This is a genomic window from Pseudomonas mohnii (genome assembly GCF_900105115.1).
Lineage (GTDB): Bacteria > Pseudomonadota > Gammaproteobacteria > Pseudomonadales > Pseudomonadaceae > Aquipseudomonas > Aquipseudomonas mohnii.
Window position 1 is genome coordinate 4076858 of record NZ_FNRV01000001.1, and the last position, 12956, is coordinate 4089813.

Here is a 12956-nt window from a genome sequence, read left to right on the forward strand (position 1 = left end):
ATGTGGGCCGATCATGCGGCCCGAAAGGTTTTACGCGGCGCCAGGCAGGACCTGGCGCCTGATCCAATTAGCTGGCGACGATGTTGACCAGTTTCCCGGGCACCACGATCACTTTCCGAATGGTCAGACCGTCGACGAAACGCAGCACGTTCTCGTTGGCGCGTGCGGCGGCTTCGACTTCTTCACGGCTGGCGCTGGCCGGCATGTCGATATGGCCGCGCAGTTTGCCGTTGACCTGGATCACCAGTTGCAGGCTGTCCTGTACCAGCGCGCTCTCGTCCAGCTGTGGCCAGGCGGCGTCGATCACCGGTTCGGCGTGACCCAGTTGACTCCACAGCTCGTGACTGATGTGCGGGGTGATCGGGGCCAGCAGCAGGGTCACGGTTTCCAGGCCTTCCTGAACCAGTGCGCGATCCTGTCCGGTGCCTTGCGGGGCTTTTTCCAGCACGTTCATCAGCGTCATCACCTGGGCGATGGCGGTGTTGAATTTGTGGTTCTGGCCGACGTCGTGGCTGGCCTGCTTGATGGCCTGGTGGATCGAGCGGCGAATGGCTTTCTGCTCGTCGTTCAGGCTGGCCACGTCGAGCTTGCCCGGCAGGCCCTGAGTGACGTGCGCTTGAGCCAGGCGCCAGACGCGCTTGAGGAAGCGGTGCGAACCTTCCACCCCGGAGTCGGACCATTCCGCGCTCATGTCAGGTGGCGAGGCGAACATCATGAACAGGCGGCAAGTGTCTGCGCCGAACTGGTCAATCATCGACTGTGGGTCAACGCCGTTGTTCTTGGACTTGGCCATCTTCTCGGTGCCACCGATTTCCACCGGCAGGCCGTCGGATTTCAATTTGGCGCTGATGACCTTGGCCTTGCTGTCGCGTTCGAGTTCCACGTCCGCCGGGTTGAACCAGGTGTAGGCACCGTTGGCTTCGCGACGATAGTAAGTCTCGGCGATCACCATGCCCTGGGTCAGCAGGTTCTTGAACGGTTCGTTGGAGCTCACCAGGCCTTCGTCGCGCATCAGCTTGTGGAAGAAGCGCGCATAGAGCAGGTGAAGAATCGCGTGTTCGATACCGCCAATGTACTGATCCACCGGCAGCCAGTGGTCAGCCGCGGATTTTTCCACCAGGCCACCTTCAAAGTGCGGCGAGGCGTAGCGGGCGTAGTACCACGAGGACTCGACGAAGGTGTCCATGGTGTCGGTTTCACGCTTGGCAGGCTGGCCGCATTTCGGGCAGTTGCACTCGTAGAACTCGGGCATGCGCGCCAGTGGCGAGCCGGCGCCGTCGGGTACGACGTCTTCCGGCAGCACGACCGGCAGTTGATCTTCCGGTACCGGCACGTCACCGCAGGTATCGCAGTGAATGATCGGGATCGGGCAGCCCCAGTAGCGTTGACGGCTGATGCCCCAGTCGCGCAGACGGAACTGGGTGCGCGAGGCGCCGAGGTTTTTCTTGATCAGTGCCACTTCGATGGCGTCGAAGGCGCCGGCGAAGTCGAGGCCGTCGAATTCGCCGGAGTTGATCAGCGTGCCGTGTTCGCCATAGGCGTCCTGCCACGGTGCCGGGTTGACGTCACCAGAACTGGTGCGCACCACGGATTTGACCGGCAGGTTGTACTTGTGGGCGAATTCGAAATCGCGCTCGTCGTGGGCTGGAACGGCCATCACCGCGCCATCGCCGTAATGCATCAGCACGTAGTTGGCGACCCAGACCGGCAGCTTTTCACCGGTCAGCGGGTGTTCGACGAACAGGCCGGTTGGAATGCCTTTCTTCTCCTGGGTGGCGACATCGGCTTCGGCGACGCTGCCGCCCTTGCATTCAGCGATGAACGCCTGCAACTCAGGATTGTTCTGCGCGGCCAGGGTGGCCAGGTGGTGTTCGGCGGCCACGGCGACGTAGGTCGCGCCCATCAGGGTGTCCGGACGGGTGGTGAAGACTTTCAGTGCGCCAGCTTCGCCGATGGAATCGACGTTGTAGGGGAACTGCACTTCCATGCCGCGGGATTTGCCGATCCAGTTGCGCTGCATGGTCTTGACCTGTTCAGGCCAGCCAGTCAGCTCGTCGAGACTCTCCAGCAGTTCATCCGCGTAGGCGGTGATCTTGAAGTAGTACATCGGGATTTCGCGCTTCTCGATCAGCGCGCCGGAACGCCAGCCGCGACCGTCGATGACCTGCTCGTTGGCCAGAACGGTCTGGTCGACCGGGTCCCAGTTCACGGTGCCGTTCTTGCGGTAGATCACGCCTTTTTCGAACAGGCGGGTGAACAGCCATTGTTCCCAGCGGTAGTAGTCAGGCTTGCAGGTGGTCACTTCGCGCGACCAGTCCACCGCCAGGCCCAGGCTGCGCAACTGGGATTTCATGTAGGCGATGTTTTCGTAGGTCCACTTGGCCGGTGCCACGTTGTTCTTCATCGCGGCGTTTTCCGCCGGCATGCCGAAGGCGTCCCAACCCATGGGTTGCAGGACGTTCTTGCCTTGCATGCGCTGATAGCGGGAGATCACGTCGCCGATGGTGTAGTTGCGCACGTGCCCCATGTGTAGCTTGCCGCTGGGGTAAGGGAACATCGACAGGCAGTAGTAAGTCTCCTTGCCTGGCTGTTCACTGACTTCAAAGGACTTTTGCTCGTCCCAGAACGATTGGGCGGCGGCTTCGATTTCACGGGGCTGATATTGTTCGTGCATGGCTACTTTTGAACTGAATAGGGGTGGCCTAATCCTCTTCAATGCGACGCTGGACGGTGAATGCGCCAATTCGGCGTTTCGGTGCCCAGGCGAGCTGGAAGTGGAGTTACAGGAAGCGCCGTAGCATACATGACCGCACTCTATCGAGGGAAACCCTGATTACGGCCGCGCGTCTCGCAAAAAACGCTACGAGGGCCGTTGGTCGCGGCGTTCAGTCGGTTTGTTCATGGAAGCTAAGCTCTAACTGGGGAGTAGGTTTTATCTTCCAATGAGGTGAGGGATGGTTGATTCACAGCAAAAAGCTACAAAACCGGAGTTATATGAAAGACTGATAGATCGTCTTGGAATGGCCCTGGAAGCGGCAAAAACCGCAGGCCGGTTGCGTGATGAGCGTCCGCTGGAGCTGGAATTGCGTGGTCTGAGCCTCGCAGAGTTTGCTCTGGTCAAGGCGTATCTGGATCGTTGTGAGCGTGAAACGCACGGATGCTTGTCCGAGGCAGTGAAGCAACTTGATGCGCCGCATACAGCCAAGATCATCTGGCTCAAGGACAAAACACCCGGCAGAGACGCGGTAAAGGTCCGGTCTCTGCATTGCAAATAAGGCACGGCGCCATGCTCCCGGGTTTTTCGAAGCATAGCCCTTCCATATTGATTGTCGCATTACGTCAATCCACTTAGGCTTCGGGCATCTTCATGGAGATGCTCGATGCCTTTTCGTTATTTCTTAAAACAACTTCTGTTGCCGCCGGGCATTCTGTTGCTACTGCTGGCGCTTGCCTGGTGGTGGCGCCGTTCAAGGCCGAGGCTCGCCGCTGTGTGCTTTACCCTGGGCTTGGGCGGCTTCTGGCTGATGAGCTTGCCCATCGTGGTGCAATGGGGCGCCGAGCTGTTGGAGCGCGAGCCGCCGTTGGCGCGCGAGGAGTGGGCCACTTTGGCTCGGCATGCCGATGCGATCGTGGTATTGGGTTCGGGGCGCGAGCGCGGCGATCCGGCATGGGGCGCGGATCAGCCAACGGGCGTGGGCCTGGAGCGCGAACGCTATGCGGCGCGTCTGGCCAAGGCCTCGGGCTTGCCGGTGCTGACCAGTGGCGGCCTGCATTACGGCACGCCGCCGACCGAGGCCCGATTGATGGCCGACTCGCTGCACGATGATTTCGGCGTCACTGTTCGATGGCAGGAAGGGCGCAGCCGTACGACCTGGGAAAACGCGCAATTCAGCGCCGAAGTATTGTTGCCAGAAGGCATCAAGCGCGTGGTGGTGGTGACTCAGGCCTGGCACATGCCGCGAGCTGTCTGGAGCTTCCAGAAGGCAGGGTTTGAAGTGGTGTCTGCGCCCGTGGGGTTTTTAGGCGTGGACAATGCCCGGCCGCTGGGTGGCTGGATGCCGGAATTCAAGTCGATCTGGCAGAGCGGGCAGTTGCTGAATGAAGCGGTGGGGCAGGTGGGGTATTCGTTGTTCTACCGATAGCGAGGGCTGGCCAACACCCTGTGGTGAGGGAGTGTGCTCCCTCACCACAAAAAGCCCTCTGTCCAGGGCCCGCAAGTCAGACCGTTTTGGCCATCCGGCTGGCAATCAGTGCCCAGCCAAACAACAGCACGCAAACAATGATCAACGGCCACGAACGCCATTGAAGATAAGGCGTCAGGTTGTGCATCGGCACCACTTCGCCATACAGGATGCCGCGCTCGAACTGCGGGATCTGCGCGGTGATCTGGCCGAACGGGTTGATCAGACCGGTCACGCCGTTGTTGGTGGCGCGGATCATCCAGCGTCCGGCCTCCAGCGCGCGCATCTGCGCCATCTGCAAGTGTTGCAGCGGACCGATCGAGGTGCCGAACCAGGTGTCGTTGCTGATGGTCAGCAGCAAATCGCTTTGTGCCGCGAGGCCGGCAGCGAACTCCGGATACACCACTTCGTAGCAGATGAACGGCGCAATCTGGTAACCCTTGGCCTGCAACATGGCCTGGTCGGCCGGGCCTCGGGCAAAGTCCGACATCGGCAGGTCGAAGAAGGCGATCAAGCCGCGCAGCACATCTTGCAGTGGAACGTATTCGCCAAACGGCACCAATTTCTGCTTGAGGTATGTGCCATCGCCTTCACCGACCACGGTGATGCCGTTGTAGAAGCGTTTTTCGTGATGGACCATCTGGCGAATCGGCACGCCGGTAATCAACGCCGAGTGACGTTCTGCGGCAAAATTCCCCATCATGTTCAGGTAGCCCTCGGCGGACTCCTTGAGTACCGGGACCGCGGTTTCCGGCCAGATCAGCAGGTCGACGCGTTTGGAGCTGAAGCTCATGTCGCGATATAGCGCCAGTTGTGCATTGAGCTGCGCCGGGTCCCACTTCATGCTCTGTTCGATATTACCCTGGATCGCCGCGACACTCAGTGGTGCGCCCGCCGGGCTGGTCCAGGCGTGGTGCTTGAGTGCCATGCCGGCGACCCAAGGGCCGACCAGCAGCACGGCGCCAGCCACGATGAAGCCTTTACGACCCGTGCGCACCAGGCGCATACCGTTGTAGATCAGCGCAGCGGTCAGGGCCAGGGTGAAGGAAATCAGCCACATACCGCCAACGGGGGCGAGCCCCGTCAGTGGGCCATCGAGCTGGCTGTAGCCGGAATACAGCCACGGGAAGCCGGTCAGGAACCAGCCGCGGAAGGCCTCCTGGCCTACCCACAGCGCGGCGAATGCAAGGGCGTCGGCCAGTGGCGCTTCGTTGCGTCGTAGCCAGCGCGCCCAGAGCCAGGCGGGCAGCGCAAAGAACCAAGCAATCGCCGCTGTGAACAGCAGCATCAGGAACCCGGCCAGCAACACCGAAGCGCCACCGAAGTTGTGAATGCTGTAGTAGATCCAGCTGGTACCGGCACCGAACAGGCCAAAACCGAAACACCAGCCACGGCCGAGTGCCTGGCGAGGGCTCAGTTCGCGCAGACCGGCATAGAACAGGCCGACGGCAAGCAGGGCCAGAGGCCAGATATCGAATGGCGCCAGGGCCAGGGTGGTGATTGCACCGGCCGCCACGGCCAGCAGGTTACCGGGCCAGCCGGGGCGGGTTGTCCAGCGCATTTCAATCCTTAATGTTTTACCGGGCGATTGGCGTCAGGCGCAGCAGGTGAATCCGGCGACTGTCGGCATTCAGGATGCGGAAGCGGTACGGGCCGATTTCGGTGATTTCGTTGCGTTTGGGCAGATGCCCGAATGCACTCATCACCAGGCCGCCGACGGTGTCGAACTCGTCATCGGAGAATTCACTGTCGAAGAACTCGTTGAAGTTCTCGATCGGCGTCAGGGCCTTGATCAGGAAATCACCGCTTGGCAGCGGCTTGATGTAGCTGTCTTCTTCGACATCGTGTTCGTCTTCGATGTCGCCGACAATCTGTTCGAGCACGTCTTCGATGGTCACCAGGCCCGCCACGCCGCCGTATTCGTCAATGACGATGGCCATGTGGTTATGGTTGGCGCGGAACTCGCGCAGCAGCACGTTCAAGCGCTTGGACTCCGGCACGAACGTGGCCGGGCGCAGCAGATCCTTGATATTGAAGCTGTCGCCGTTCTCCCGAAGGATCAACGGCAGCAGGTCCTTGGCCAGCAACACGCCCATCACGTCATCGTGGCTCTCGCCGATCACCGGGTAGCGGGAGTGGGCCGAGTCGACCACGGCGGGCAGGAACTCGCGGGGTGTCTGGGTCGCCTTGATGCTGACCATCTGCGAGCGCGGGACCATGATGTCCCGTACTTGCAGGTCAGCGACCTGGATGGCGCCTTCGACGATGGCCAGCGCTTCGCTGTCCAGCAGTTTGTTTTGGTGTGCGTCGCGCAGCAGCTCCAGCAGCTCCTGGCGGTTTTTCGGCTCATGGGCAAAAGCCTGGGTGAGCTTACCCAGCCAGGACTTTTGCCCGTTGCTCGATCGATCTTCGCTCATAGCGATTACTCTGAATCCTTTGTTGTAACGGTTGGGGATGTTTCGGTTTCGTCGTCCGCGTACGGATCGGGATAGCCCAATTCTGCAAGCAACGTTCGTTCCAGTGCTTCCATTTCCTCGGCTTCGTCATCATCTATATGGTCGTAACCCAGTAGATGCAAGCAGCCGTGAATCACCAGATGAGCCCAGTGGGCCTTGAGTTCCTTGCCCTGTTCGGCGGCTTCGCGCTCGACCACGGCCACGCAGATCACCAGATCGCCCAGCAACGGGATGTCGAGAAACTCGTCGGGTACGTCGGCAGGGAATGACAGGACGTTAGTGGCGTAATCCTTCTGACGCCAGGTGTGATTCAGTTCGCGGCCTTCGGCTTCGTCGACCAGACGAATGGTCATCTCGGAGTCGGCGCTGCGCTGGCGCAGGGCCAGTTCGCACCATTGGCGGAACTCGGCCTCGCCGGGGGCGGGCGCCTGGGTAGCCAGTTGCAGATCAAGCTCAAGCATCGCGGCGGCTGTCCTTTGGCGCTTCATCGGTCACGCGGTTCTCGAAGCGCTCATAGGCTTCGACAATGCGCTGCACCAACGGATGACGCACAACGTCCTTGGGCATGAAATGGGTAAAGCTGATACCTGGCACGTCTTTGAGCACTTCGATCACATGGTGCAGCCCGGATTTGGTGCCTTTGGGCAGGTCGACCTGGGTGATGTCACCGGTGATGACGGCGGTAGAGCCGAAGCCGATCCGGGTCAGGAACATTTTCATTTGCTCGACCGTGGTGTTCTGGCTTTCGTCGAGGATGATGAAGCTGTTGTTCAGCGTGCGCCCGCGCATATAAGCCAAGGGGGCGACTTCGATCACCTGGCGTTCGATCAGTTTGGCGACGTATTCGAAGCCGAGCATCTCGTAGAGCGCGTCGTAAAGCGGGCGCAAATACGGGTCGATCTTCTGGGACAGATCCCCAGGCAGGAAGCCGAGTTTCTCACCCGCTTCGACCGCTGGACGTACCAGCAGAATGCGGCGGATCTGCTCGCGTTCCAGTGCATCGACCGCGCAGGCAACCGCCAGATAGGTCTTGCCGGTACCGGCCGGACCAATGCCGAAGTTGATGTCGTTGCCGAGGATTTCCTTCACGTAGCGCAACTGATTCAAGCCGCGGGGGCGAATCATGCCTTTCTTGGTGCGCAGGGCGACGGAGGCTTCGGCAGGGGCGTGATTGTCCAGCTCTTCAACGGCCGATTCCTGCAGGAACAGGTGAACCATGTCCGGCGACAGCTCCGTACCCTTGGTTTCCCGGTACAGGCGGCGCAGCAGGTTTTCCGCAGAGGTGGTGTGCTTGGGTTCGCCGATCAGCTCGAACTGATTGCCGCGGTTGCGGATCTCGATGGTCAGGCGCTGTTCGATCAAGCGCAGATGCTCGTCGAATTGCCCGCACAGATTGGCGAAGCGGCGAGCTTCAAAAGGCTCGAGGATGAAACGATGTGGTTCGATGGGTGCGTTCAAGGTCGTATTTAGCCGCCCTGGGGCAATAGTGATGAGTTCAAGGATAGCGCCAGTGGCGTGGGTGCGAAAGCTCTTAAATGGATCAACCCATTCTCAAGAACAATGCATTTCACTGTGGGAGGTGGCTTGCCAGCGATGGCGATGTAACTGGCGACATCGTTGTCGGGCTTGCTGGCCCTATCGCTGGCAAGCCAGCTCCCACAGGGATCGGTGTTATTGAATCAGCGAGCCTCGCAGCGAGTGCGGCTGTGCGGCATCGATGTGCACGTCGGCAAACTGACCGATCAGGGTCGGATTGTCACACTTGAAGTTGACGATACGATTATTTTCGGTACGGCCTTGCAGCTCACCGGGGTCTTTTTTCGAATAATCGGTGACCAGAATCCGCTGGATCGACCCGACCATTTGTCGGCTGATTTCGAAGCCTTGTTGGTTCAGGCGATGTTGCAAGGCGTTCAAGCGCTCTTTTTTCAGCTCTTCGGGGGTGTCGTCTGCCAGATCGGCGGCCGGAGTACCTGGACGCTGGCTGTAGACGAACGAATAGGAAAAGTCGAAGCCGACGTCCTGGATCAGTTTCATGGTCTGTTCGAAGTCTTTTTCCGTCTCGCCGGGGAAGCCGACGATGAAGTCCGAACTGATGCAGATGCCCGGTACGGCCGCGCGCAGCTTGCGCAGTTTGGATTTGTATTCCAGCGCGGTGTGGTTGCGCTTCATCGCCGCGAGGATGCGGTCCGAGCCTGACTGCACCGGCAAATGCAGGTGTTTCACCAGTTCCGGCACCTCGGCGTGGGCCTGGATCAGGCTGTCGGAGAATTCCAGCGGGTGTGAGGTGGTGTAGCGGATGCGGTCGATGCCATCGATGGCGGCGACCACGCGGATCAGCTCGGCCAGATCGGCCAGGCGACCGTCGTGCGTGGTGCCGCGATAACCGTTGACGTTCTGCCCCAACAAGGTCACTTCGCGCACGCCGTTTTCAGCCAGGTGAATGATCTCGGCGATCACGTCGTCGAATGGCCGGCTCACTTCTTCGCCGCGGGTGTACGGCACCACGCAGAAGGTGCAGTACTTGCTGCAGCCTTCCATCACCGACACGTAAGCGCTGGGGCCATCGATGCGCGGCTCGGGCAAGTGGTCGAATTTTTCGATTTCCGGGAAAGAAACGTCGACCTGCGGCAGCTTGCTGATGCGTGCGGCGTCGATCATTTCCGGCAGGCGGTGCAAGGTCTGCGGGCCGAAGACGACGTCCACGTAGGGCGCGCGATCTCGGATGGCGGCGCCTTCCTGGCTGGCCACGCAACCGCCGACGGCGATCACCATGTCCGGGTTGGCGAGTTTCAGTTCGCGCCAGCGGCCGAGCTGAGAGTAGACACGATCCTGAGCGCGTTCGCGGATCGAGCAGGTGTTGAGCAGGATCACGTCGGCGTCTTCAGCACGCGCGGTGACTTCCAGGGCCTGGTGTGCGCCCAGCAGATCGACCATGCGCGAGCTGTCGTACTCGTTCATCTGGCAACCGTGGGTTTCGATGTAAAGCTTCTTGGCCATGGAAAGAGTCATCACGTGATTCAAAGAACCGCGCATTATAGGGAACATGCACCCAGGTTCCTACCGCTGCGCGTCCGACGGCTATGCTATAGTTCGTGCCCTCTTTTTTATCCCTCGATGTGTTACCCGCCCACCATGACCAAACGTGAAGCTCCAATCTACAAGGTGATTTTCCTCAACCAGGGCCAGGTGTTCGAAATGTACGCCAAGCAGATCTATCAAAGTGATCTGTGGGGCTTTCTGGAAGTGGAAGAGTTCGTCTTTGGCGAGCGCACGCAAGTGGTCGTCGATCCGAGCGAAGAGAAACTCAAGGCTCAGTTCGAAGGCGTGGTGCGCAGTTTTGTGCCGATGCATTCGATCGTGCGCATCGACGAAGTCGAGCGCCTGGGCACGCCGAAAATCAGCGAAGCCCGTGGCGCGGTCGGCAATGTCATGCCGTTTCCGATGCCGATGCCTGAGAAGTAAGGTTTCAAGACCGAGTCGTCTCCACCGCGAACAAGCTCGCTCCCACAATGAATCGTCTGCGAACACAATAGTTGTGAACGCCAGAAATCACGTGTGGGAGCGAGCTTGCTCGCGATGGGGCCAGAAAAATCGGTACAGAACTTAAGGCAACGGCGCGAACGGCGTACGCCCATCGGCGCTCTGCAATTCCATCAAATACTTACGGAAAATTTGCCCCAGCACCTGAGTGGCGACTTCCAGTTCTTCGCGAGGCATCTTTTCGGTGACTTCGTCGGCAGTGTCCAGCGCATCTTCGTCGCCATTGACCGAAGCCATTTTCAGCAGGATATACGCCTGAACGTTATTGGCCGGCACGCCTTCACCGTGGAAAAACATGGTGCCGAGTTTGAACTGCGCCTGGGCGTGGCCTTGCAGCGAGGCCTTTTCGAAATAGCTCAGGGCTTGATTGAGGTCGCGCGGGGCGTTTTTGCCTTCGTAGTAGAACTCACCCAACTCGTATTGCGCTTGGGCATCCCCTTCATCCGACGCTTTCTGGCAGGCGGCGAGTGCCTGTGCCAGGTCTTGCGGCTGGGTATTGAGGGTGCAGCGACCCATCGCTGGGATTAACAACGAGTTACCGCCTGCTTGTGCGAGCGCGAGCAGGGGCTGAAGGAGCAACAGGCAGCCCAGTGAAAGGGCGCGGCCGGTGCGGTTCATGGGAATCGACTTACCTCTGAAGGGCGCGCGGACCCATCGAGGGGATCCAATAAGCGCGCATTATGAAATAAGCAGGGCCAACCTTACAAAGTCTTTACTCGTTTTTCTGCTGCGCGGGAAATATATCGCCCACTTTGCTGGGGATTGTTGGCAGATGAGTCGGAAAAAAAGCGGGAATGCAGGTGAAAGCCGACGCTGGCGATGGCCAGCGTCGGCTCGATCACGTTACTTCAGTGCAGCGAACGCGCGCTCAGCGGCATCCAGGGTCAGTTTCAGCTCGGTTTCGCCGTGGGCGATCGAGGTGAAGCCGGCTTCGAACGCGCTTGGCGCCAGGTACACACCACCTTCGAGCATCAGGTGGAAGAAGCGACCGAACAGCGCCGCATCGCTGGCCATCACGTCATCGAAAGTCACGATGTCGTCGGCGCCGCTGAAGTACAGGCCGAACATGCCGCCGGCCTGAGTGGTCACGAACGGGATGCCTGCCGCATCGGCACGTTGTTGCAAGCCATCGAGCAGGCGCGTGGTGTAGTCGGTCAGCTCCGCGTGGAAACCCGGACGGCTGATCAGGCGCAGGGTGGTCAGGCCGGCAGCCATCGCCAGCGGGTTACCCGACAACGTACCGGCCTGGTAGACCGGGCCCAGCGGGGCGATGCGCGACATGATTTCGCGCTTGCCACCGAAGCAGCCGACCGGCATGCCGCCCCCGATGATCTTGCCGAACGTGGTCAGGTCCGGCGTTACGCCGTAGTGAGCCTGGGCGCCGCCCAGGGCGACACGGAAGCCGGTCATCACTTCGTCGAAAATCAGGACCACGCCGTGCTTGTCGCACAGGGTCCGCAGGCCTTCGAGGAAACCTGGCGCCGGTGGTACGCAGTTCATGTTGCCAGCTACCGGTTCAACGATGATGCAGGCCACGTCCTGCCCGACTTCGGCGAGCATCGCTTCAACCGCGTCGATGTCGTTGAATGGCAGGGTCAGGGTGTGTTTGGCGAACGCCGCCGGCACGCCGGCCGAACTCGGTACGCCTTGGGTCAGGGCCCCGGAACCGGCCTTGACCAGCAGGCTGTCGGAGTGACCGTGGTAGCAGCCTTCAAACTTGATGATGCTGTCGCGGCCAGTGAAACCGCGGGCCAGACGAATGGCACTCATGGTCGCTTCGGTGCCGGAGCTGACCATGCGCACCATGTCCATCGAAGGCACCAGCGAGCAGACCAGGTCGGCCATCTGGGTTTCCATCTCGGTCGGCGCGCCGTAGGACAGGCCGTGCTCCAGCTGTTTACGCACGGCGTCCAGCACATCCGGGTGGCTGTGGCCGAGAATCATCGGGCCCCAGGAGCCGACGTAATCCACATAACGCTTGTTGTCTTCGTCGGTGACGTAGGCGCCTTCAGCGTGTTTGAAGAACAACGGCGTGCCGCCAACGCTCTTGAACGCGCGCACTGGCGAGTTCACGCCACCGGGAATGTGTTTCTGGGCATTGGCAAACAGGGTTTCGGAACGAGACATGTGCGGACTCTCAAATCAGATTTTTAGTAATTCATTGAATGCGCGGGCGCGGCGGGTCACTTCGGTCGTGCTCTCGGCGCCAAACAAACCATGCACCACGGCCAGCAGATCGACGCCATGGGCCACCAGTGGGGCGGCGTTGTCCAGGGTGATGCCGCCGATCGCGCAGATCGGCAGGTGCAATTTCTGGCGCGCCTGGTCCAGCAGATCGAGGCTGCAGGTCGGGGCGCCGGGCTTGGTGTTGGAATTGAAGAAGCGTCCGAACGCGACATAACTGGCGCCTTCCTTGACAGCTTGCTCGGCCAGTTCGAGCTGTGCATGGCAGGTCGAACCGATGATGGCTTTGGAGCCGAGCAGGGCGCGGGTCGGCGACAACGGGCCGTCGGTTTGGCCCAGGTGTACGCCTACGTTCAGGCGTGCGGCCAGTTCGGCGTCGTCATTGATGATCAACTGCGTCTTGTAGCGCTCGCACAAATTGCGCAGGGCTTGCGCCTCGCGCAGTCGACGGGCCTCATCGCTGCTCTTGTCGCGGTACTGCAGCAGGGTGACGCCGCCTTCCAGCGCCGCCTCCACGTACGAGAGAAATTTACCGGCCAGCAATTGGCTGTCGGTAATGGCGTACAGGCCACGTAGTTTCATCGGACAGGCC

The 12956-nt window shown here is 60.4% G+C and carries 12 protein-coding genes; 3 read left to right on the forward strand and 9 right to left on the reverse strand.

Annotated elements, in window-relative coordinates; all coding sequences use genetic code 11:
* Positions 1 to 67: 67 nt before the first annotated feature.
* Entirely contained in the window at positions 68 to 2674 is a 2607-nt protein-coding gene (gene leuS / locus BLV61_RS18950) for a leucine--tRNA ligase (protein WP_090466904.1), read from the reverse strand.
* Between the two features lie 280 nt (positions 2675 to 2954).
* On the opposite strand from leuS, the gene BLV61_RS18955 reads away from it, so the two are divergent.
* Both BLV61_RS18955 and BLV61_RS18960 read left to right on the forward strand, forming a co-directional pair.
* Positions 2955 to 3275 (forward strand): hypothetical protein, encoded by a 321-nt coding sequence (locus BLV61_RS18955; RefSeq protein WP_047533701.1) that lies wholly within the window; start codon positions 2955 to 2957, stop codon positions 3273 to 3275.
* A 105-nt stretch (positions 3276 to 3380) separates the two neighbouring features.
* Positions 3381 to 4142: a YdcF family protein gene (locus BLV61_RS18960; RefSeq protein WP_090466907.1), complete on the forward strand. Its 762-nt coding sequence runs from the start codon at positions 3381 to 3383 to the stop codon at positions 4140 to 4142.
* A 76-nt stretch (positions 4143 to 4218) separates the two neighbouring features.
* On the opposite strand, the gene lnt is transcribed toward BLV61_RS18960, so the two are convergent.
* The 5 genes from lnt to miaB form a co-directional block, all read right to left on the reverse strand.
* Complete coding sequence (gene lnt / locus BLV61_RS18965) at positions 4219 to 5742, reverse strand: apolipoprotein N-acyltransferase (RefSeq protein ID WP_047533698.1); 1524 nt, start codon at positions 5740 to 5742, stop codon at positions 4219 to 4221.
* Between the two features lie 16 nt (positions 5743 to 5758).
* The gene (locus tag BLV61_RS18970; RefSeq protein ID WP_046028710.1) at positions 5759 to 6598 is read right to left on the reverse strand and encodes an HlyC/CorC family transporter; all 840 of its coding nucleotides are present in this window, start codon (positions 6596 to 6598) and stop codon (positions 5759 to 5761) included.
* A gap of 5 nt (positions 6599 to 6603) precedes the next feature.
* Complete coding sequence (gene ybeY / locus BLV61_RS18975) at positions 6604 to 7098, reverse strand: rRNA maturation RNase YbeY (RefSeq protein ID WP_047533696.1); 495 nt, start codon at positions 7096 to 7098, stop codon at positions 6604 to 6606.
* A complete protein-coding gene (locus BLV61_RS18980) occupies positions 7091 to 8095 on the reverse strand; it encodes a PhoH family protein (RefSeq protein WP_047533695.1) in 1005 nt (334 codons plus the stop codon). The genes ybeY and BLV61_RS18980 overlap by 8 nt, the downstream gene beginning before the upstream one ends.
* A gap of 213 nt (positions 8096 to 8308) precedes the next feature.
* Entirely contained in the window at positions 8309 to 9637 is a 1329-nt protein-coding gene (gene miaB, locus BLV61_RS18985) for a tRNA (N6-isopentenyl adenosine(37)-C2)-methylthiotransferase MiaB (protein ID WP_047533693.1), read from the reverse strand.
* A 135-nt stretch (positions 9638 to 9772) separates the two neighbouring features.
* Between miaB and BLV61_RS18990 the strand changes: the two genes are divergently transcribed.
* Positions 9773 to 10102: a DUF1820 family protein gene (locus BLV61_RS18990; RefSeq protein ID WP_003185742.1), complete on the forward strand. Its 330-nt coding sequence runs from the start codon at positions 9773 to 9775 to the stop codon at positions 10100 to 10102.
* Positions 10103 to 10243: 141 nt separating this feature from the next.
* Here BLV61_RS18990 and BLV61_RS18995 read toward each other — a convergent pair whose 3' ends face one another.
* The 3 genes from BLV61_RS18995 to thiE all read right to left on the reverse strand — a co-directional run bounded on the left by BLV61_RS18995 (position 10244) and on the right by thiE (position 12946).
* Positions 10244 to 10798: a tetratricopeptide repeat protein gene (locus tag BLV61_RS18995; protein WP_090466909.1), complete on the reverse strand. Its 555-nt coding sequence runs from the start codon at positions 10796 to 10798 to the stop codon at positions 10244 to 10246.
* 225 nt (positions 10799 to 11023) lie between these two features.
* Positions 11024 to 12307, reverse strand: coding sequence for a glutamate-1-semialdehyde 2,1-aminomutase (hemL, locus tag BLV61_RS19000; protein WP_047533682.1), 1284 nt, complete (start codon positions 12305 to 12307; stop codon positions 11024 to 11026).
* A 15-nt stretch (positions 12308 to 12322) separates the two neighbouring features.
* Complete coding sequence (thiE, locus tag BLV61_RS19005; protein WP_047533680.1) at positions 12323 to 12946, reverse strand: thiamine phosphate synthase; 624 nt, start codon at positions 12944 to 12946, stop codon at positions 12323 to 12325.
* Positions 12947 to 12956: the final 10 nt, after the last annotated feature.

Coding starts and splice junctions, on each gene's coding strand:
- leuS (WP_090466904.1), bottom strand. CDS start 2,674: ATGCACGAACAATATCAGCCCCGTGAAATCGAAGCCGCCGCCCAATCG.
- BLV61_RS18955 (WP_047533701.1), top strand. CDS start 2,955: ATGGTTGATTCACAGCAAAAAGCTACAAAACCGGAGTTATATGAAAGA.
- BLV61_RS18960 (WP_090466907.1), top strand. CDS start 3,381: ATGCCTTTTCGTTATTTCTTAAAACAACTTCTGTTGCCGCCGGGCATT.
- lnt (WP_047533698.1), bottom strand. CDS start 5,742: ATGCGCTGGACAACCCGCCCCGGCTGGCCCGGTAACCTGCTGGCCGTG.
- BLV61_RS18970 (WP_046028710.1), bottom strand. CDS start 6,598: ATGAGCGAAGATCGATCGAGCAACGGGCAAAAGTCCTGGCTGGGTAAG.
- ybeY (WP_047533696.1), bottom strand. CDS start 7,098: ATGCTTGAGCTTGATCTGCAACTGGCTACCCAGGCGCCCGCCCCCGGC.
- miaB (WP_047533693.1), bottom strand. CDS start 9,637: ATGGCCAAGAAGCTTTACATCGAAACCCACGGTTGCCAGATGAACGAG.
- BLV61_RS18990 (WP_003185742.1), top strand. CDS start 9,773: ATGACCAAACGTGAAGCTCCAATCTACAAGGTGATTTTCCTCAACCAG.
- BLV61_RS18995 (WP_090466909.1), bottom strand. CDS start 10,798: ATGAACCGCACCGGCCGCGCCCTTTCACTGGGCTGCCTGTTGCTCCTT.
- hemL (WP_047533682.1), bottom strand. CDS start 12,307: ATGTCTCGTTCCGAAACCCTGTTTGCCAATGCCCAGAAACACATTCCC.
- thiE (WP_047533680.1), bottom strand. CDS start 12,946: ATGAAACTACGTGGCCTGTACGCCATTACCGACAGCCAATTGCTGGCC.